The sequence below is a fragment of the Microbacterium sp. NPDC079356 genome (genome assembly GCF_049545465.1).
GTDB classification, from domain to species: domain Bacteria; phylum Actinomycetota; class Actinomycetes; order Actinomycetales; family Microbacteriaceae; genus Microbacterium; species Microbacterium gawkjiense.
Genome location: NZ_JBMWDN010000002.1, coordinates 17218 through 34579, shown reverse-complemented (window position 1 = coordinate 34579; position 17362 = coordinate 17218). Strand labels below are relative to the sequence as shown.

The 17362-nt window shown below is 70.0% G+C and carries 15 protein-coding genes and 2 pseudogenes; 7 read left to right on the top strand and 10 right to left on the bottom strand.

Going from position 1 to position 17362, the window contains the following annotated elements; translation table 11 throughout:
* Window positions 1-10 precede the first annotated feature (10 nt).
* A pseudogene (locus ACPEH0_RS05000) lies at window positions 11-342 on the bottom strand (tripartite tricarboxylate transporter permease); the annotation flags it as partial.
* On the opposite strand from ACPEH0_RS05000, the pseudogene ACPEH0_RS04995 reads away from it, so the two are divergent.
* A pseudogene (locus ACPEH0_RS04995) lies at window positions 335-481 on the top strand (carbohydrate ABC transporter permease); the annotation flags it as partial. The pseudogenes ACPEH0_RS05000 and ACPEH0_RS04995 sit on opposite strands and share 8 nt — an antisense overlap.
* Before the next feature lie 176 nt (window positions 482-657).
* Here ACPEH0_RS04995 and ACPEH0_RS04990 read toward each other — a convergent pair.
* The 6 genes from ACPEH0_RS04990 to ACPEH0_RS04965 form a co-directional block, all read right to left on the bottom strand.
* The gene (locus tag ACPEH0_RS04990; protein ID WP_366213928.1) at window positions 658-2898 is read right to left on the bottom strand and encodes a glycoside hydrolase family 3 N-terminal domain-containing protein; all 2241 of its coding nucleotides are present in this window, start codon (window positions 2896-2898) and stop codon (window positions 658-660) included.
* Complete coding sequence (locus ACPEH0_RS04985) at window positions 2895-3914, bottom strand: ABC transporter permease (protein WP_423719420.1); 1020 nt, start codon at window positions 3912-3914, stop codon at window positions 2895-2897. The genes ACPEH0_RS04990 and ACPEH0_RS04985 overlap by 4 nt, the downstream gene beginning before the upstream one ends.
* 1 nt (window position 3915) lies before the next feature.
* Window positions 3916-4995, bottom strand: coding sequence for an ABC transporter permease (locus tag ACPEH0_RS04980; RefSeq protein WP_359919410.1), 1080 nt, complete (start codon window positions 4993-4995; stop codon window positions 3916-3918).
* Entirely contained in the window at window positions 4992-5801 is an 810-nt protein-coding gene (locus ACPEH0_RS04975; protein WP_366213929.1) for an ABC transporter ATP-binding protein, read from the bottom strand. Before ACPEH0_RS04975 ends, ACPEH0_RS04980 begins: the two co-directional genes overlap by 4 nt.
* A complete protein-coding gene (locus ACPEH0_RS04970; RefSeq protein ID WP_366213930.1) occupies window positions 5798-6622 on the bottom strand; it encodes an ABC transporter ATP-binding protein in 825 nt (274 codons plus the stop codon). The genes ACPEH0_RS04975 and ACPEH0_RS04970 overlap by 4 nt, the downstream gene beginning before the upstream one ends.
* A gap of 87 nt (window positions 6623-6709) precedes the next feature.
* Window positions 6710-8374 (bottom strand): ABC transporter substrate-binding protein, encoded by a 1665-nt coding sequence (locus ACPEH0_RS04965; RefSeq protein ID WP_366213931.1) that lies wholly within the window; start codon window positions 8372-8374, stop codon window positions 6710-6712.
* Window positions 8375-8555: 181 nt separating this feature from the next.
* Between ACPEH0_RS04965 and ACPEH0_RS04960 the strand changes: the two genes are divergently transcribed.
* Window positions 8556-9194 (top strand): TetR/AcrR family transcriptional regulator, encoded by a 639-nt coding sequence (locus ACPEH0_RS04960; RefSeq protein ID WP_311860037.1) that lies wholly within the window; start codon window positions 8556-8558, stop codon window positions 9192-9194.
* A gap of 4 nt (window positions 9195-9198) precedes the next feature.
* Here the strand turns inward: ACPEH0_RS04960 and ACPEH0_RS04955 are convergent, their stop codons facing one another.
* Window positions 9199-9597: a hypothetical protein gene (locus ACPEH0_RS04955; RefSeq protein ID WP_366213932.1), complete on the bottom strand. Its 399-nt coding sequence runs from the start codon at window positions 9595-9597 to the stop codon at window positions 9199-9201.
* A gap of 117 nt (window positions 9598-9714) precedes the next feature.
* On the opposite strand from ACPEH0_RS04955, the gene ACPEH0_RS04950 reads away from it, so the two are divergent.
* Together ACPEH0_RS04950 and ACPEH0_RS04945 are read left to right on the top strand one after the other, a co-directional pair.
* Window positions 9715-10143, top strand: a complete 429-nt coding sequence (locus ACPEH0_RS04950) for a YciI family protein (protein ID WP_366213933.1) — start codon at window positions 9715-9717, stop codon at window positions 10141-10143.
* Window positions 10144-10150: 7 nt separating this feature from the next.
* A complete protein-coding gene (locus ACPEH0_RS04945) occupies window positions 10151-11398 on the top strand; it encodes an RNA polymerase sigma factor (RefSeq protein WP_366213934.1) in 1248 nt (415 codons plus the stop codon).
* Window positions 11399-11665: 267 nt separating this feature from the next.
* Here ACPEH0_RS04945 and ACPEH0_RS04940 read toward each other — a convergent pair whose 3' ends face one another.
* Window positions 11666-13072 (bottom strand): DUF222 domain-containing protein, encoded by a 1407-nt coding sequence (locus ACPEH0_RS04940; RefSeq protein WP_423719419.1) that lies wholly within the window; start codon window positions 13070-13072, stop codon window positions 11666-11668.
* Between the two features lie 455 nt (window positions 13073-13527).
* Here ACPEH0_RS04940 and ACPEH0_RS04935 point away from each other — a divergent pair, with 455 nt between their 5' ends.
* The 3 genes from ACPEH0_RS04935 (at window position 13528) to ACPEH0_RS04925 (ending at window position 16168) form a co-directional block, all read left to right on the top strand.
* Window positions 13528-14709, top strand: coding sequence for an NAD(P)/FAD-dependent oxidoreductase (locus tag ACPEH0_RS04935; RefSeq protein WP_366213936.1), 1182 nt, complete (start codon window positions 13528-13530; stop codon window positions 14707-14709).
* 48 nt (window positions 14710-14757) lie between these two features.
* A complete protein-coding gene (locus tag ACPEH0_RS04930) occupies window positions 14758-15267 on the top strand; it encodes a hypothetical protein (protein WP_363378577.1) in 510 nt (169 codons plus the stop codon).
* A 67-nt stretch (window positions 15268-15334) separates the two neighbouring features.
* Complete coding sequence (locus ACPEH0_RS04925) at window positions 15335-16168, top strand: MerR family transcriptional regulator (protein ID WP_366213937.1); 834 nt, start codon at window positions 15335-15337, stop codon at window positions 16166-16168.
* 24 nt (window positions 16169-16192) lie between these two features.
* Here the strand turns inward: ACPEH0_RS04925 and ACPEH0_RS04920 are convergent, their stop codons facing one another.
* Window positions 16193-17236 (bottom strand): GNAT family N-acetyltransferase, encoded by a 1044-nt coding sequence (locus tag ACPEH0_RS04920; RefSeq protein ID WP_366213938.1) that lies wholly within the window; start codon window positions 17234-17236, stop codon window positions 16193-16195.
* Between the last annotated feature and the right edge of the window lie 126 nt (window positions 17237-17362).

Below are 17362 nucleotides of genomic sequence, written 5' to 3'. Positions count from 1 at the left end.
ATCTAGCGCCGAGCGGGAAGTCGAGCGCCCGCAGGAGGAAGCCGAGGATGCCGATGCCGAGCAGCATCACGAGGTCGAACGTCGAGCCCGACGAGGCGTAGATCCCGAGGCCGCAGAAGACCGTGATGCCCGCGTACAGGCGGCGAGCATGATCGCGGCGGTCGCCGAGATCGGCAGGCCGAGCGCCAGGAGGGCGCCCATCGCCATCCCGGTGGTCGAGTTGCCGACGGCCTCGGGGGCGGCGAGGCCGCGGATCGCGCCGCCCTTGCCGAACATCGGGTTCTTCCGCCGCTTGTCCAGGCGCTTCTCGAGGCCGTAGGCGAGGAAGGTCGGGATCTCGCTGTCGCTCTACTCGGTCGGGTCGAACGGCACGTATTACGGACTGCTGATGGCGGGGTCGGTCCTCGTCGTCACGCCGATCCTGTTCCTGTTCCTGCAGCGCTACTTCGTGCAGGGCATCGCGATGACCGGGCTGAAGTAGGTCGCCCGGCGGCTCCGGGGTGCGGTCGGCTCGTCATAACGGCGGGGATCCGCGTTCCAGCGGTTGAACCGACGCCGAATGTCCGCTGGAGCGCAGATTCCCGCTGAAGCGCGGGGCACGTGACGCGAGCGAGGGGCGGGTGACACCACGCACCCGCCCCTCGCTGTTCCGTCGTGTCAGCGGATCTCGAACGAGACCGCCCGCAGCACCTCGTCGCGGGACGACGGCCCGATGAGGAGTTCGAACTCCCCGGGTTCCACGATGCGGCGGCCGGCCGCATCCACGATCGTGCAGTCGGACGCCGGCAGCTCGATCTCGACCGTCGCCGCAGCCCCTGGGGCGAGGTCGACGTGGCGGTACGTCTTCAGCTCCTTGTCGGCCCAGCTGACCGAGGTCACGGTGTCGCGCACGTAGACCTGGACGACCTCGTGCGCGGGGCGCGTGCCGGTGTTGCGGACGGTCACGCGGGCGCGGACGGTGTCCCCGGCGGAGATCACGGGCGTCAGGATCTCGGGCTCGTCGTACTCGACGGTCGTGTACGAGAGGCCGTCGCCGAACGCGAACGCCGGTTCCTGGGTGAGGTCGGCGTAGCGGTCGCCGTGCTGGCCGCGGATCTGGTTGTAGTACGTCGGCTGCTGTCCGGCGTGACGGGCGAACGAGATCGGCAGGCGTCCGGCGGGTTCGATCTCGCCGAGCAGCAACTCGGCGATCGCGCGACCGCCCTGCATGCCGGGGTTCGCGACCCAGACGACGGATGCCTCGCGCACCGACGCCGGCAGGATGAGCGGCTTCGACGCCATGAGCACGACGACGAGCGGCGTGCCCGTCGCGGCCAGGGCGTCGAGGAGTGCGCGCTGCCCGCCGATGAGCTCGAGGGTCGCGGTCGACCGGCCCTCGCCGACGAGCTCGATCCGGTCGCCGACGACGGCGACGACGACGTCGGAGCGCTCGGCGACGGCGACCGCCTCGGCGATCCCCTCCTCGTCGGGGTCGCTCGGGACGACGATCGGCGGGCGCGGCTGCCCGTCGGGGAACGTGCCGGCGGGGTCGTCGGTCAGGCGCAGGATGTCGGCGCCCCGCGCGTACTCGACCGCCCCGCCCGAGCGCTCGCGCAGCCCGTCGAGGACCGTCGTGATCTGGGCACGCGGGTGGCCGTCCGGCATCCAATCGACCTGTCCGGAGGACCCCGCCCAGTCGCCCAGCTGGGTCTGCGCGTCATCGGCGAGGGGGCCGACGACGGCGATCCGGCGGGTGCCGGCGGCCAGCGGCAGGGTGCCGTCGTTGCGCAGCAGCACGAGCGAGCGGCGGGTCACCTCGAGGTTGAGGTCGGTGTGGGCGCTGCGGGCGACGATCGCGGCGATGCGCTCGCGGTCGGGCAGGCGGGGGTTCTCGAACAGACCGAAGCGGAACTTGAGCGACAGGATGCGCGCGACGGCCTGATCGATGTCGGCCTCGGTCAGCATCCCGCGTTCGACGGCCTCGAGCGCGCCGGAGAAGAACCCCGGCGTGGTCATGACCATGTCGTTGCCGGCCTTCACGGCGGCCGCCGCGGCGTGCACGAAGTCGGGCTGCACCTTCTGCTCCCACACCATGCGGCCGACGTTGTCCCAGTCGGTGATGAGGGTGCCGGTGTAGCCCCACTCGCCGCGGAGGACGTCGCTCAGCAGCCAGTCGTTGACGGTGATGGGCACGCCGTCGGTGGTCTGGTAGCCGAGCATGAAGGTGCGGCATCCCTCCTTCGCGACGCGTTCGAACGGCGGCAGGAACCACGAGCGCAGCTTGCGGCGCGAGATGTCGGCCTCGCTCGCGTCGCGCCCGCCCTGGGTCTCGGAGTACCCGGCGAAGTGCTTCGCCGTCGCGAGGATCGCATCGGGATCGTCGAGGCCGTCGCCCTGGTACCCGCGCACCATCGCCGAGGCGAGCTCGCCGATGAGGAACGGGTCCTCCCCGAACGTCTCGTTCACACGGCCCCAGCGCAGGTCGCGCGCGATGCAGAGGACGGGGGAGAAGGTCCAGTGGATGCCGGTGGCCGCCACCTCTGCGGCGGTCGCCTTCGCGACCTGCTCGACGAGCTCGGGGTCCCACGTCGAGGCCATCCCGAGCTGCGTCGGGAAGATGGTCGCGCCCTCCCAGAAGGAGTGTCCGTGGATGCAGTCCTCGGCCACCAGCAGCGGGATCCGCAGGCGCGTCTGCGCCGTGAGCTCGGCGGCGCGGAGCACCTTCTCGGGCGACGTGTGCAGGATCGAGCCGGCGTGGCGTTCGTGCACGATGTGCTCGAGATTCTCGCGGGCGTCGAACTGCATCATCTGCCCGACCTTCTCGGGGAGCGTCATGCGCCCGAGCAGGTCGGCGACCCGCTCCTCGACGGTCCGTGCGGGGTCGAGGTAGGGGGCGGTGGGCAGGTCGACGACGGTCATGCGGTGCTGTCCTTCGAGGTGGTGCGGTGCGTCGAGGCGGGTGCGCGGACGACCGTGACGGCGTCGTTGACGTCGAGCCCCTTCTTCTTCATGGCGCGGGCGCGCTCGCCGGCGGAGCGCAGACGCGGGTTCACGTACTCGTCGATGCCGAAATTGATGAGCGACAGCGCGACGCCGATCGCGGCGATGCACAGGCCCGGAGGCAGGTACCACCACCACTGGTTCTGCCGGAACGCGCCCTGCGCGCTGGCCCAGTTGAGGATCGTGCCCCAGTTGTAGGTGTTGACCGGGATGACGCCGATGTACGAGAGCGTCGTGAGGCCGAGGATCGCGGCGGTCACGGTGCCGACGAAGCTCGCGGCGATGAGCGCCATGAGGTTCGGGAGCATCTCGACGGCGATGATGCGGCGCAGCGGCTCGCCGTTGGCGCGGGCGGCCTGGATGAAGTCGCGGTTGCGGAGCGACATCGTCTGGGCGCGCAGGACGCGGGCGCCCCACGCCCAGCCGGTGATCCCGAGGACCGCGGCGATGAGGACGAGCGGCGGCTCCTCGAACATCGAGGCGACGATGATGATGAGCGGCAGACCCGGGATGACGAGGAACACGTTCGTCAGCGCCGAGAGGCCCGCGCTCTTCCACCCGCGGACGTAGCCCGAGACGACACCCACGACGATGGCGATGACGGTGGCCAGGATCGCAGCGAGGAAGCCGACGACGATGACGCCGCGCGTGCCGTGGATGACCTGACTGAGCACGTCCTCGCCGATGTGGGTGGTGCCCAGCCAGTGCTCGGCGGACGGCGGCTGGAACCGCGCCGTGTTGTCGACCTGGGTGGGCGAGAACGGAGCGAGGACGTCGGCGAAGATCGCGATGAGGACGAAGAAGCCGAGGATGGCGAGCCCCGTGATCGACTTGGCGTTGCGGAACATCGCGAACGCCGACCCCAGGCGGGCCCAGAACGTGTTGGGCGTCGGGTCCTCGGTACGGGCCATCCGGATGGTGGCGGTCGTGGTCATGTCAGGCCTCCGTCTGGCGGGTGCGCGGGTCGAGGAACGCGTAGGCGACGTCGGCGAGGATGTTCGCGACGAGCACCGAGAGTGTGATCACGAGGAAGACGCCCTGCATGAGCGCGTAGTCCTTCGCGTTGGTGGCGTCCAGCAGCAGCTTGCCGACGCCGGGGTAGCTGAAGACCATCTCCATGACGATCGTGCCGCCGACGATGAAGCCGATCGACAGCGCGAAGCTCTGGATCTGGGGCAGCACTGCGTTGCGCGCGGCGTACCGCCAGAGGACGCGCGAGTTCGGCATCCCCTTGGCCTGCGCGACCGTGATGTAGTCCTCGTCGAGGACCGTGAGCATCATGTTGCGCATGCCGAGCATCCAGCCGCCGAGAGAGGCGATGATGATGGTCACGGCGGGCAGGGTGCCGTGGTGGATCACCTGTCCGATGAACTCGGGGGTGAACTCGGGCGAGTAGCCGACGCCGTAGGCCTTGCCGATCGGGAACCACTTGAGGTTCACCGAGAAGAGCGCGATGGCGAGCAGGCCCAGCCAGAAGTACGGGATGGTGCTGAGGAACGTCGTGATCGGGATCATCACCTCGGCGCGGCTGCCGCGACGCCAGCCGATGATGGCGCCGCCGATCGTGCCGATGAGGAACGAGACGATCGTGGCGAAGCCGACGAGACCGACGGTCCACGGCAGGGACTGGCTGATGACCTCGGTGACGGGGCGCAGGCCGTGCAGCAGCGAGACGCCGAGGTCGCCGCGCAGCATGAGGCCCCAGTAGTCGAGGTACTGCTGCCACAGGGACTTGTCGGTGTCGATGCCGAGCAGGGCGCGCAGGGCGTCGGCCGCTTCGGGGGTGACGTTGCGGTTGCGGGCGAGGTACTGGTCGACCGCGTCGCCCTTCATGAACCGGGGCAGGAAGAAGTTGATCGTGATCGCGGCCCACAGCGTGAACAGGTAGAACAGCGCGCGACTGCCGAGGAAGCGCCACGGGATGCGGGAGCGTCCCTTGACGGCGGTCGTGGCGGTCGTGCCGACCTCGAGCGCGTCGGACGTCTCGACGGGCAGCTGGGGTTCGACGGCGGTCATCGGGCACCTCCGGAGAAGCCGGGAGTCGACGCGAAGTGGCTCTCGGGGTCGGGCGAGGCAGCGCGGAGCTCCTGCGTGTAGGGGTTCTGCGGGCGCAGGATGACGTCGTCCGCGGTGCCGCTCTCGACGACGCGGCCCTGGTTGAGGACGAGGATCTCGTCGCTGAAGTGCCGCGCGGTCGCGAGGTCGTGCGTGATGTAGAGCACGCCGAGGCCCTCTTCGCGCTGCAGGTCGGCGAGGAGGTTCAGCACGCCCATGCGGATCGAGACGTCGAGCATCGAGACGGGCTCGTCGGCGACGAGCAGGCGGGGGCGGGATGCCAGGGCCCGGGCGATCGCGACGCGTTGCCGCTGTCCGCCCGACAGCTCGTGCGGGCGGCGGTCGATGACCGAGTCGGGGTCGAGTCGCACGCGCTCGAGCAGGCGGCGCACCTCGTCCTCGACCTCGCGCTTCGGGACCACGTTGTCCAGGCGCAGCGGGCGCTCGACGTGGTGACGGATGGAGTGGTACGGGTTCAGCGAGGCGAACGGGTCCTGGAACACCATGCGCAGCTGCTGCCGGTACGCGCGCAGACCCTTGCCTCGGCGGGGGATGGGGGCGCCGTCGAGGCGGACCTCGCCGCTCGTGGGCGTCTCGAGCTGCGTGAGGATCTTGGCGATCGTCGACTTACCGCTGCCGGACTGGCCGACGAGGCCGATCGTCTGACCGGACGTCAGGGTGAACGACACGTCGTCGAGGGCCTTCATCTGGCCGGCGCCGCGCACGTGGTACACCTTCGTGACGCCGTCGAATTCGAGTGTGGTCATCGGACGACGACCCCCCTTTCACCGGTCAGTCGCGGGAACGAGGACAGCAGGGTGCGCGTGTACTCGTGCTGCGGGGCGTTCCAGATGCGCTCGGCGGTGTCGATCTCGACGATCTCGCCCTCGCGCATGATGGCGATGCGGTCGCTGATCTCGAGGAGCAGCGGCAGATCGTGGGTGATGAAGATGACGGAGAAGCCGAACTCGTGACGAAGCTGCGAGATCTGCTTGAGGATCTCGCGCTGCACGAGCACGTCGAGCGCGGTGGTCGGCTCGTCCATGACCATCAGCTGCGGGCGCAGGGCAAGCGCCATGGCGATCATGACGCGCTGGCGCATGCCGCCGGAGAGTTCGTGGGGGAACGAGCGGCTGCGGGCTGCGCCGACCTTCACGATGTCGAGGAGCTCGTTCACCGCGTCGCGCCGGGCGGCGCGGTTCATGTCGGGGCGGTGGACCTCGAAGACGTCGGAGAGCTGCGAGCCGATCGTGGCGACGGGGTTCAGGGCGTTCATCGCGCCCTGGAAGACCATGGAGATCTTGTCCCACCGGAAACGGCGCATCTCCTCCGCGTCGAGGGAGTTGACGTCGATGTCCTCGCCGGACACGTCGCGGAAGACGACGGAGCCGCTCGAGATGACGGCGGGCGCCTTGAGCAGGCGCTGCACACCGTAGGCGAGGGTCGTCTTGCCGCATCCGCTCTCGCCGGCGAGCCCGAGGATCTCGCCGCGGCGCAGTTCCAGGCTGACGTTCTTGACGGCTTCGACCGGGGGGTCGACGTCGTAGACGACGGAGAAGTCGTCGACGGACAGTAACGAATCGCGCATCGGTGCGTGCTCGCTTTCGTGGGGGTGGCAGGGGTGGAGGGGCGGATGCCGCCGGGCCAGCGGCATCCGCCCCGTCACTCGGTCGGGTTACTCTTTGGGCTTCAGCTTCGTCAGGATCTGAACGACACCGGCCTGCGTCGGGTCACCTGCGGCGTACTGGTCGTCCTCCGAGGGCCAGCCGACGTAGTTGCGCGTGTTGAACTCGCCGAGGAGCGGGTGCGCACCGAGCGGGATGGCCGGGACGTTCTCGACGAACGCCTTCTGCAGCACGGCGCTGGCGCCCGCGCGGTCCTCATCGGAGCTCGCGTTGGCGTACGTGTTCAGCGCCTCGGTCACCTTCGGGTCGTCGAAGCGGCCGAAGTTGAACGACGCCTTGTCGTCGACGATCCACTTCGGGTCCATCGTCGACGTGTACAGGCCGTACGCGTTGCCGGTGTCCTCGAGCCAGTGGATGATCGCGTCGAAGTCGCCTTCCTGGCGGGCGGCGTCCCAGCCGCCCCAGTCGGGCTGGTCGACGTTGACCTTGATGCCGAGCGCCTTGTCGAGCTCCTCGGAGATCAGGGCCTGCTCGGTGTTCCAGTCGCTCCAGCCGGCGGGGACGGAGATCGAGAACTCGACGGCCTCACCGTCGGGGTCGGTCAGCGCGCCGCTGTTCCAGGTGTAGCCGGCGTCCTCGAGGACTTCCTTTGCCTTGTCGACGTCGACCGAGTAGTTGTCGTCCTTGTACTCGTCGATGATCTCGCTCTCGAGCACCGAGCTCAGGCCGGTCTTGTTCCAGATCGCCTCGCTCGCACCCTCGCGGGCGATGTCGACGTAGGCCTGCCGGTCGATCGTCCACGCGAGCGCCTCGCGGAGGGCGGGGTCGTTGAACGGCTTGCGCTGCAGGTTCATGAACAGCGTGCCGGCGCCCGGGGTCGGGGACACGAGGAACACGTTGTCGGGGTCGGCGTCGAGGTAGCTCTGCTGGATCTGCGGGATGAATGCCTGCGCCCAGTCGGCGTCACCGGTCGCGAGCGCGGTCGTGAGGGCTGCATTGTCGCCGTAGGAGACGTAGTTGAGCTGCGGCACGGCGAGGTCGCCGCCCCAGTAGTCGGGGTTGGCGGTCAGCGAGACGGACTCGGTCGACCAGTTGGAGAGCACGTACGGACCGGTGCCGACAGCCTTGCCCTCGTCGGTGAGGGGGTCGGTGTTGGGGTCGGCGATGTCCTTCCAGATGTGCTCCGGCACGATCGGGGTGTGCAGGACGCGGCCCTGGGCGGTGAACTTCGACGTGCCGAAGCTGATCACGACGGTGTCGCCGTCTGCCTGCACGTCCGTGACGCCGAGGGCACCGGTGTCGGTGAGCTTGCCGCTGAGGTACTGGGTGAAGGTGAAGACGATGTCGTCTGCGGTGAAGTCCTCACCGTCGCTCCACGTCACGCCGCTGCGGGGCGTGACGGTGAGCTGCGTGTAGTCGTCGTTCCACTCGACCGTCTCGGCGAGCCACGGGGTGGTGCCCAGGTCGCCGGTCGGGTTGACGAGGGCGAGGGGCTCGAAGATGACCTTGCCGTAGCCGTACTTCGACGCGGACGAGTCGCCGAGGTAGGGGTTGTGCGATTCGGTCGTGATGGCGCCGTCGGGCTTCGCGATCGTCAGCGCGGCTCCGGTGCCGTTGCCCGAGTTGCCGTTGGTGTCTCCGCCACCGGCGGCGCAGCCGGTGAGGATGAGTGCCGCGGTGAGACCGGCGGCGGCGAGGGAGGTCTTCAGCCTCATTGCTTCTCCTTCATCTGTGGGTCCCGGCGCCGCATACAGACCTCCGAAGGAGTGCCACTCGGCGCTGAGTGTGATTGCATGGGAAAACTTACAATCAAGTAAGTAAGTTCACAACCTCGGATGATGCGGGCGCCGGGATCTGCGTAAGATCTGATCCGCAGCGAGGAGAAGAAGGCGGATCATGGCCGAAAGTCGGCACCAGACGAAGTCGCGCCCGGCGACGCTCGTCCGTCGTCGGGAGATCCTCGACGCGGCCCAGGAGATCTTCGGGTCCAAGGGCTTCGCGAACGGCACCCTGCAGGACATCGCCGAACAGGTCGGCATGACGCACGCCGGCATCCTGCATCACTTCGGGTCGAAGGATCAGCTGCTCCTCGAAGTGCTCGAGCACCGTGATCAGACGGATGTCGTCGACCTGGACGGCGGGCGGATCCCGGGCGGGATGGAGCTGTTCCGCCACCTCGTGCACACGGCGATGATGAACATGCGCCGGGCGGGGATCGTGCAGGCCTACGCGGTGCTGTCGGCGGAGTCGGTCACCGACGACCACCCCGGGCGGTCGTACTTCGAGCACCGGTACACGGTGCTGCGCAAGGATCTGCGCGAGGCGTTCGAGCGCATCTGCCAGGAGCGCGGCATCACCGAGCCGGGGTCGATCGCGCACGGTTCGGCCGCGATCCTCGCGGTGATGGACGGGCTGCAGATCCAGTGGCTGCTCGACCCGACGGCGGTGGACCTCGGCCGCGCGTCGGAGTTCGCGATCGAGGCGATCGTGGCGGCCGTGGTCGAGCCGCGCAGGTCGGTGCTCGCGGACGGGTGACCCGTCAGGGCACGTACGGCGTCGACGAGTAGTCGAGGACGACGACGAGCTCGCCGTCGCCGACCGTCCCGAACGCCGAGACGGTGCGCGGGTCGAAGAAGGTCCCAGGGATGAGCTGCTGCGGAGTGGTCCCGAGCTCGTCGGCGAGTGCCTCGGGGGTGGTTCCGTCGGCGAGGGTGAGGGTGAGCGTGCGCGAGCAGCCGCCGCTGCCGCATCCGATCGTGTCCGATGACACGGTGACGTCGGCCGGGAGGGTGAAGGCGGATGCCGGGGGCACATCGCCTTCGTCGGCGAGGACCATGAGCCAGGCGACGCGGAGACCGTAGGCGAGGATCGCCGCCGCGATGAGGCTGAGCGTGACGATCAGGACGACGGTTCGTCGGGGACTCGCGGTGGCACGCACACCTCCACGTTAGAGCGCGGAAGAATTTCTCGACGTGATGTCGATTCCGCATGCGCTCGTTCGACGCGATAGTGAGAGGGACGAGATCGCGTCCCCCCGGACACTCAGGAGACAACCATGAAGCACATGCTGATCATGCGGGCCACCCAGGCGGCCGTGGAGAACTACGAGGACATGGACTTCGAGGCGGTCATCAATGCGATGGGCGCGTACAACGAAGCGATGATGAAGGCCGGTGTGCTGGTCGCCGGTGAGGGGCTCGCGCCCGAGGCGGGGTACGTCGTGGACTTCTCGGGCGAGACGCCGGTCGTCAGCGATGGCCCCTACGGCGAGATCCACGAGCTGTTCAACGGGTTCTGGATCCTGCAGACCGCGACGGCCGAAGAGGCGATCGAGTGGGCGAAGCGGGCGCCGCTGACGCCGGGCAACAAGCTCGAGGTGCGTCGCGTGACGGACGAGTCGGACTTCGCGGACTACTCGGACAACGAGTACATCCAGAAGGAGAAGGGCTGGCGCGCGGAGCAGGCCGAGAACGCGGGCGACTGAGCCGATCGTGAGTGATGCTCGGCGTCAGGTCGAGGCCGTCTGGCGCATCGAGGGCGCGCGGATCGTGGCATCCGTCGCCAAGATGACGGGCGACCTCGGCCTCGCCGAGGATGTCGCGCAGGAGGCTCTCGTCGAGGCGTTGCGTTCCTGGCCGAATGAGGGAGCGCCGGCCAACCCCGGCGCGTGGCTGACGGCGGTGGCGAAGCGCCGGGTCGTGGATGCGTGGCGGCGCCGGTCGGCGCTCGACGAGCGCTACGCGGGAATCGCGCGCGAGTGGGACGAAGCGGTGGATGCCGAGTGGGAGCCGATCGACGACGACATGCTGCGGCTCGTGTTCACGGCGTGCCACCCGGCGCTGTCACGCGAGTCGCAGGTCGCGCTGACATTGCGGGTGGTGGCGGGGCTGACGACGGCGGAGATTGCGCGGATGCTGCTGACGTCGGTGCCGACGGTGCAGGCGCGGATCACGCGGGCGAAGAAGACGTTGACGGCGGCGGGGGTGCCGTTCGAGACGCCGGATCCATCGGAGTGGAAGGCGCGGCTCGGTGCCGTGCTCGGGGTGGTCTACCTCGTGTTCACGGAGGGGTACGCGGCGACGGCGGGTGACCGGTGGGTGCGTCCGGATCTGGCGGATGAGGCGATCCGGCTGGGACGCGTGGTGTCGGGGCTGCTGCCGCGGGAGCCCGAACCGCTGGCGCTGCTGGCGCTGATGGAGTTCCAGCGGTCACGGTTCGCCGCGCGCGAGACCGCGTCGGGGGGTGCGGTGCTGCTCGCCGACCAGGACCGAACGCGCTGGGATAGCGGTCAGATCGCGAGGGCGGTGGACGAGTTGCGGCGGGCGGATGCCGTGGCTGCGGCGCGCGGGCTCGGGCGGGGTCCGTACGCGCTGCAGGCGGAGATCGCGCAGTGCCATGCGGTGGCGTCGAGTGTGGCGGAGACCGATTGGGGCCGGATCGTGCTGCTGTACGAGATCCTCGGTCGGGTCGCGCCGAGTCCGGTGGTGGAGCTGAACCGGGCCGCAGCGGTGTCGATGGCGGTGGGTCCGGCGGAGGCGCTGGCGATCGTCGATGAGGTGGAGCGTGCCGGGGCGCTGCGCGGGTCGCATGTGGTTCCGAGCGTGCGGGGGGAGTTGCTGGCGCAGTTGGGGCGGGTGTCGGAGGCGCGGGCCGAGTTGCTGGCAGCAGCGGAGCTGACCGCGAACACGGTGCAGCAGGCGGTGCTGCGGGAGAAGGCGGCGGGGCTCGGCGCGGAGTAGGTCGGCCCGGTCGGCGGGGTGGCTTCGAGCGCGCGGGCTCGCTGGCGTTCGGGGTGTGGTGTGTTCGCTGGAGGAGTGGCTCGGAGGGTGCGGCACTCGACTGGTGCGCACACTCGCGGCGTCTGGGCTCGCCGCGGGTGTGCGAAGGCTGCGGGGCTCGCCTGGCGCTCGAGGGTGCGGTGGGCGCGCTGGAGGAGTGGCTCGGAGGGTGCGGCACTCGACTGGCGCTCGCACGCGCACGGCGTCTTGGCGCGCCCGATAGTCACATCAGAAAGGTGCGGGTTCCGCTGGTGCGGGTGGTGGTGATGGTGGTGCGGCAGGGGTGAAGGCGACGGCCGGGGTGGGTGCGTCTTCTCTGTAGATCCTGCCGAGGGGTGAGGTCCATTCCAGGACTCCACCCTTCAGTTGTCGCACTCTCCACGCGGTGAACTGCTTCATCGAATGGTGCCGTTGGCACAGGTGAGCCAGGTTCGAGAGTTCCGTTCGTCCGCCGAGCGCATAGTCGTGGGTGTGATCGACCTCGCAGCGGATGGCTGCGACGCGGCATCCGGGGAACCGGCAGTGCTGGTCCCGGGCTTGCAGGAACCGTCGCATCCCGGACGGGACCCGGTACGAATCGGTTGCGACAGTGACCCCGGTGGTCGGGTCGTGAAACAGGCGTTCCCACATCCCAGCGCCGCCGGCGAGCGTGCGCGCGGTCGCGGGATCGATGGGGGACCGGCCGGCGAGGTCGCTCGGTCCGTCGTCCTCGCCCGTGAGCGTAGCGGCGGGGATGAGCACTTGTACGCGCGCGCGGATCGCGCCGAGGGGTCCTGCGGTGGTGTCGCGGGTGTCGTCGAGGGCGGGTGTTCCCGCGAGGAGCAGGTCGGCGAGCACGTCCGCGCGGACCTGGTCGATGGAGCGCTGGTCGGTGGCGATGATCGCGGCGGCGTCGTCGTCGCGATCGCCGTCAGTGTCGCCGTCGCTGGCGGCTTCCCCGAACGCGACACCCGCACAGCCGCGCGCAGCGACGCGTTCGTCGCGGGTGTCGATGATCGCTCGCGCTTGCTGCGTGAGCCGGTCGTGGATGCCCTCGGCGATCACCGTCGGGACGGTTGCGATCACGTCGGACATCCCGTCCCGTCCCGGCACGATCCGCACGCATCGCGTCGCGGCGGCCTCTTCGTGCCGTTCCGCGAACGAGCGCGGGTGCATCCGGTGGGCGAGGATCTTCAACTCTCCCCGCACACGGTTGGGGGTGTCACGCTCGCATCGGGTGATCGCGACCTGTTCGAACTCCGCCCACATCTCGGCCGGCAGACTCGTCCCGGTCTCGAGGATCGCGTTCGCGTGGCCCCGAACAATCCGGCCCTGCTCCCATGCCTCGACCGTCGCGGGGAAGCCTTCGATCAGGGTCCGTGCTTCGCCGATCCGGCGTTGCACGGTTCGGTCGGTGACGCGCATGACTCCGCCGACCTCGGCCGCGATCGACCGCAACGCCATGTCGTGGACCTGCACACGCGCGTTGCGTTGCGCGGTCTGCGCTTCGGCGAGACGGCCGGCGGCGGCCAGCATCCGCAGCTCCCGGACCTGCGCCCGCGCAAGTTCGACGGCGACGTCACCCGCGTCCGCAACGACGCCCGCCAGGATGGCGAGATAGTCCTCGCCATCGGGGGTTTCCGCCGCATCCGTCATACCTGCACTCTGCCACTGGCCACCGACATCCCCCCCGGCAAAACCGGCCGAAAACACACGTTATGCACATCCCGAAAATGAGAGTCCTCTCATTCTTCACGGGAGCGGGAGAAGCGACGCGGTCCGCCCCGACGGCCCGCGCGACTCAAGGTGAAGGCGCCGGAATCGGAGGGAGTCGCCGGATTCGGATGCACCACCCCACGCGATCCGAATCCGACGCACATCTCCGAATCCGCGCCACCTAACCGCCCGCCGCGCACCGCGCCCCCGCGCCTGACCGCCCGCCGCGCACCGCGCCCCCGCGCCTGCCGCCCCCCCCGCGCACCTCGCCCCCGCAGCCCCCGCGCGCACCGCCCCGCCCCCACCTAACCGCCCCCGCGCACACACGCAACCCCGCCGCCGATCCCACCGCTCCCACCTACCGTTGCCCCAAACGAACCGAGTGGAGCGATGCGATGAGGACCTACGACTATCTGATCGTCGGCGGCGGAATGGTGGCGGATGCGGCGGCGCGCGGCATCCGGGAACTGGATCCGGACGGGACGATCGGGATCCTCAGCGCGGACATCGACCCGCCGTACACGCGGCCGGCCCTGTCGAAGAAGCTCTGGACCGACCCGGACTTCACGTGGGACCAGGTTCCGCTCGGCACCGAGGAGGCGACCGGCGCCGAGCTGCGGCTCGAGACGCTCGTCACGTCCATCGATCGCGAAGCGAAGACGGTCGCGATCGGTGAGGGGCACGAGCTCGGCTACCGCCGCCTGCTGCTCGCGACCGGCTCGAAGCCCCGCGAGATCCCGGCGCCGGAGGACGACCGCGTGCTGTTCTTCCGCTCGGCGGACGACTATCGACGGTTGCGCGAACTCGCGGCACAGGGCGGTCGCGCCGTCGTGGTCGGCGGCGGCTACATCGGCGCCGAGATCGCGGCCGCGCTCGTGCAGAACGGCGTCGAGACCGAGCTGGTGTTCCCGTCCGAGGTTCTCGGCGACGGCACGTTCCCGCCCGAGCTCGCCCGGCGTTACGAGCAGCTGTTCCGTGACGGAGGGGTCGAGCTCCGCCCGAACGCGCGCGTCGAAGAGGTCCGGACGGAGGGGAACCGCCTGCACGTCGTGCTCGAGGGCGGCGACGAGCGGCCGGCGGACATCGTCGTGCTCGGCCTCGGCGTCGACCCCGTGACCGACCTCGCCGAGCAGGCGGGCCTCGTCGTCGATGAGGGCGTCGTCGTCGACGAGCACCTCGTCACGAGCGACGACGCGATCTGGGCTGCGGGCGACATCGCGTCGTACCCCGACCCGATCCTGGGCCGCACGCGCGTCGAGCATGTCGACAACGCGAACGAGATGGGGGCCGCGGTCGGCCGCTCCATGGCGGGGGAGCGCCTGCCGTACACGCACACGCCGTATTTCTACTCGGCCGTGTTCGGCGTGCGATGGGAGGCGGTCGGCGCGCTCGATCCCGAGAAGGATCCCCTCGTCGTCGACCTCGACGCGGACCGCACGGTCGTCTACTACCGCGACGAGTCCGGCGCTCCCGTCGGCGTGCTGCTCTGGAACGTCGAGGACGCCCGTGACCTCGCGCGCGCAGTGCTGGTCGACGGTGAGACGGATGCCGAGGCCCTCCGCACGCGCATCGGCTGACATCAGCGCCTGGGTGCGCGTCGACCGCCGCTGTGCCAGGGTGAGCGCATGGCCCGTCGAACCCCCATCGCCGCACTCGGATGCGTTCTGGTCGCCGGCGGCCTCTCCGCCTGCGCGGGCGAGGCGCCTGTGACGCTCGGCGGCGGGTACGAAGTCTGTGTCCAGTCGGACGCGGCGATGGTCACCTTCGGCGATGTGGTGCGGACGTCGAACGGGGCTGCCGTCCTCATGGACTCGATCGACCTGATCGACCCCGAAGGTCTCGAACTCCGCGAGAGCTACCTGGTTCCGATCGAGGGCACGACGAGCCTCGGCAGCGATGCCTACCCGCCGGACCCGGAGGTCTGGAACCGACGCATCGACGTCCGCGGCACGGTGGTCGATCCGGGAACCGACATCACGGCGCTGTTCGCCGTGGCACCCGTCGGCGGCGGCGAGGTCCACCGATCAGCGGGGTACACCGCACGGTACTGGCTCGACGGACGGCTGATCGAAGCGACCAGCACGGCCCGTTTCGTCGTCGCCTCCGATTGCTCCGCGCCCGCCGACGAGGAGTAGTGGGGGTGGCAGGCCTCACGTTGTCGGTGCTTGACCTCGCCCCAGGGGCATGGCCGAGGCTGAGCACGTGACAGAACACGAGGAGTGGATGACCGCCGGCCGGTTCGGGGCGGAGACCCTGTTGTCGGCGAAGGCGCTGCGCATCTACGCCGACCGGGGACTGCTCGCGCCGCGACGGGTCGACGAGGCGAGCGGCTACCGCTACTACTCGGCCGACCAGGTGGCGACCGGATGGCTGATCGCGCTGCTGCGCTCGGCCGACCTGTCGCTCGAGCAGATCGCCGCGATCGTCGACCGCGCCGAGGCGGACCCCGTCGGCGCGGTCGCCCTCCTCGACGCAGCGGTCGCGTCGATGCATCGCCGCGTGCAGGCCCACGACGTCGTGCTCGCCCGAGCCCGACTCCATCTCACGAAGGAGACCCCCATGTCCGCTGTCGAGACCGCGGTCGAGGCCGATCGGCCCGTGCTCAGCGTCATGCGTCGGATGGCGCCGCACGAGATGGACGAGATCATCCACGCCGAGACGACCCGCCTCCGGCAGGTCGCCGCACGCGCCGGGCTCAGTCCGACGGGCGACCCGTTCGGGGTCTTCCACGCCCCCGTCACCGACGAATCCGACGGTCCGCTCGAGATCGTGCTGCCCGTCGATGGACTCACCGACGAGGCCGACGGCGTCCGCAGCTATCGGATGACGGGTGGCCGGCTCGCGCTGCGCCACGCCGAAGGTCGCGAGACCGACTTCCCCGAGATCCTCGCGCTCTACGACGAGGTGCATGCGTGGATCACGGATGCCGGGGGCACGCCGGTCGGCCCGCCGCGGGAGATCTGGCACAACTCGCCCCGCGACGACGAAGACCTGCGGCTGACCGTCGCCTGGCCGTTCGCGGACGGAGGCCGCTGACCGCCGCCAAGAGCTCGATGGCCCTCAGAGCCGCCGCACCATCGCGACGACCCGGTGCGTGGCGACGAACCCGACCCCCTCGTAGAGCCGGTTGGCTCCGGTGGGGGAGTCGGTGTCGACATCGAGCACGGCACGCTCCAGCCCCTCGGCCGTGATCGCCTCGAGGGCGGCCGCGATGACGAGCGGTGCGAGCCCCTGCTTTCGGTGCGACCGGACGACGCCGATCAGGTCGATGTAGGCGTGGGATGCCCCGAGCGCCGCGAAGTCCTCCTCGTTCACCGAGGCGAGGCAGAACGCGACGATCTGCCCGTCGTTCGTAACGGCCATGCGGGACAGGTCGGGGCGGAAGAAGTCGCCGCCGACGAACTGCTGCCAGCGTTCCTCGTTCGACGGCAGGCTTCCCCAGTGGTCTCGGAAGGCGTCGTTGCGCGCGGCGAGCGCGTCGGCATCCCGTGCCCGGTCGTACGGCACGAGAGAGATGCCCTCCGGCACCGGAAGGGCGGTGACGGGCTGGGCGAGGTCGCGCTCCATCGTCGAGAACCAGCGCTCGGCCGTGTACCCCTGCGCCGCGAGGATCGTGGCGTGGTCGGTGTTGGGCTCTTCGACGTACGCCTTGAGCCGACCCTCCGACCCGCCGCCCTCGAGCGACTGCGCCGCCCGCGCGACCTGCTGCTGCGCCCGCGCGTCGAGCCAGCGCAGCAGTGCGGTTCCGATGCCGCGGCGGCGCCACTGCGGGTGGACCGCGCCGCTCAGGTCGACCGACAGCATCCCTCCGGCCCGCGACGGGTGCAGTGCGCTGACGCCGGTCGCGACGATCTCGCCGTCGGCGGTGACGGCGACCAGGGTGTCCCGCGCGGGGTCGATGTGTGTCGACTCGAACGCCTCGGCCACGTCCTGCCGCGGAGTCGTCCACGTGGGGTGGTCGATCGCGTCTGCCGCGCTGACGACCGCGTGGATCGCGTCGATGTCGGCGGATGCCGCTGCGCGCCACACGGCGATCGCCGGGTGCGAGGGGAGCTGGGGCCCGGGTGTCTTCTCGAGACGATCGGCGAGGTGCGCGGGGGTCACCGGGCCGACACTACTCGACGCCGTCGACGGCCCGACGCGTCCCGCCGGCGCGCGTGAGCCCCTGCGGCATCCGCCCCGCTTCCGCAAGGGCGGGCTTTCGCTCACACGACCAGCCAGAGTGAGACG